This window comes from Nocardia neocaledoniensis (assembly GCF_029868625.1).
Taxonomy (GTDB): Bacteria; Actinomycetota; Actinomycetes; order Mycobacteriales; family Mycobacteriaceae; genus Nocardia; species Nocardia neocaledoniensis_A.
This window is the reverse complement of record NZ_JARWOJ010000405.1, coordinates 1-1,662: the sequence shown is the minus strand read 5'-3', so window position 1 is coordinate 1,662 and position 1,662 is coordinate 1. Positions and strand designations below refer to the sequence as shown.

Genomic DNA, 1,662 nt, shown 5'->3' with positions numbered 1-1,662 from the left:
GCCTACCGCGAGGGCGGCTGGTGGGTGGGGATCGCCACGGCCGCGGGGTTCTTCGTCGCCTTCGCGCTGGGGTGAGTCAGCGGGTCATGCGGCGTCGCGCGCGCGTCATCATGCGCGGTACGAGTCTGCGGTGCGCGAGGCACTGGACTATCTGGGCCTGACGTCGGTGGCGTTGCTCGGCGAGGACGAGCTGCCGCAACCAGAGGACGGTGTCGAGCCCGGCGGCGCGTACGCCAGGTCCGCCGCGGGCTGGCTGGTCGACAAGCCGCGCCGCAGGCAGTGGGCCGGAGTCGCGGTCGGCGCCGTGGGGGGGCCCCCCCCCGGGGGCGGGGGGAAACGGGTTGGGGGGGGGCCCCCGCCCCCCCGGGGGGTGGGCCCCGGCCCCGCCGGGGGCGCCGCGGCCGCCGCCCCCCCCGCCACCACGCTCGGCAACCGAGGCGGCCCGATCCCGGCCACGCGAGTCCTGGCCGTCGCGCTGGTCTCGGACCCGCGCCGCGACCCGGCCACCGCCCAGCTCGGCACCCCGGTCTCCGGACAGGGCGTCACCGGGCCGCGCGCGCAGGGCTTCGGCGAGCTGACCGATCGGGTCCGCACGCTGTGCCTCGAGGGTGACAGCTACTGCTCGACCACCGCCGAGTCCTCGCCCGTCCTCGCCGCGGTGAGCCGCGCCCTCACCACCGCCACCACTCCGGCTCCTACCAGCACCACCTCGCCCACCACCACGACGAAAGCCCCGACCACGACGACGAGCACACCGACCATCAGGCTCGGCACGGGCTCAACCGGGCAGATCAGCGTGTCCCAGGTCCTGGCCCAGGTCGTCACCGTCCTGAACGGGCTCGCCAGCTTCACCGCGAACGTGCCCGCGATCGTGGCCGACCTCGCCCAGCTACCCGGACTGATTACCGCTGGAGACGTGCGCGGCGTGCACCGCGTCTCCGGGGATCTGAACAACCAGTTCGCCCCGCTGGTCGCGCTCGCCGACGGACTCGACCTGCGCCTGGTAGCGAAGGCTCTGGCGTTGGCCGCGCCGCTGGACACCACCGGCGTCGCCACGATCGCCGCCGAGATCGTCGGTGTCCTGGCCGGACTCGACATCTCCCGTATCGCCACCGACGTCGGCCGCGCGCAGGAGATCGCCTGGACCGCCGTGGAATTCCTCGCCGATGGCGACCCGGTGACGGCGGTGCTGACGCTGACCGGGCTGGCCCCGGTCGCCGCCGATCTCGTCTCGGCCACCACCGCAGCGTTCACCGGCGCGCAGTTGCCCACCCTGACCACCACCTACACCGCGACAACCACCGGAACGAGCGCGACGGGCAGCACCACCAGCACGACCCCCGCCCTTCCGGACGCCCAGGACGGGGGCGCGTCCACGTTCTACGCCAGCGCCGCCGCCGTGCTGACCGACTGGATCACGCAGACCATCGACCAAGCCAAGTAGCCCCATGCGTCCTCCGTGCACGCGCTGCGCGGGCTCGACGTGTGCCGGGGCGGCGACGACACCACCCCGGTCCTCCCGCTCCACCTCTCCCCCGGTGCGCCGCAACCGGTCCGCCATAGGCGTGGTCTCGTGCAAGGACGGGACGAGCTACAATTCCAAGTCGCCCCAGACGAAAATTCCCACCACCGTGACCTCGCCCCCGACAGAGAAGCGCAACT

At 73.6% G+C, this 1,662-nt stretch carries 1 protein-coding gene and 1 pseudogene; both read left to right on the top strand.

What is annotated here, in order from left to right; all coding sequences use genetic code 11:
- Positions 1-75 (top strand): annotated as a pseudogene (locus QH270_RS32145) (ZIP family metal transporter); the annotation flags it as partial.
- 55 nt (positions 76-130) lie between these two features.
- Positions 131-1,444 (top strand): hypothetical protein, encoded by a 1,314-nt coding sequence (locus QH270_RS32140; protein WP_280348313.1) that lies wholly within the window; start codon positions 131-133, stop codon positions 1,442-1,444.
- Positions 1,445-1,662 lie beyond the last annotated feature (218 nt).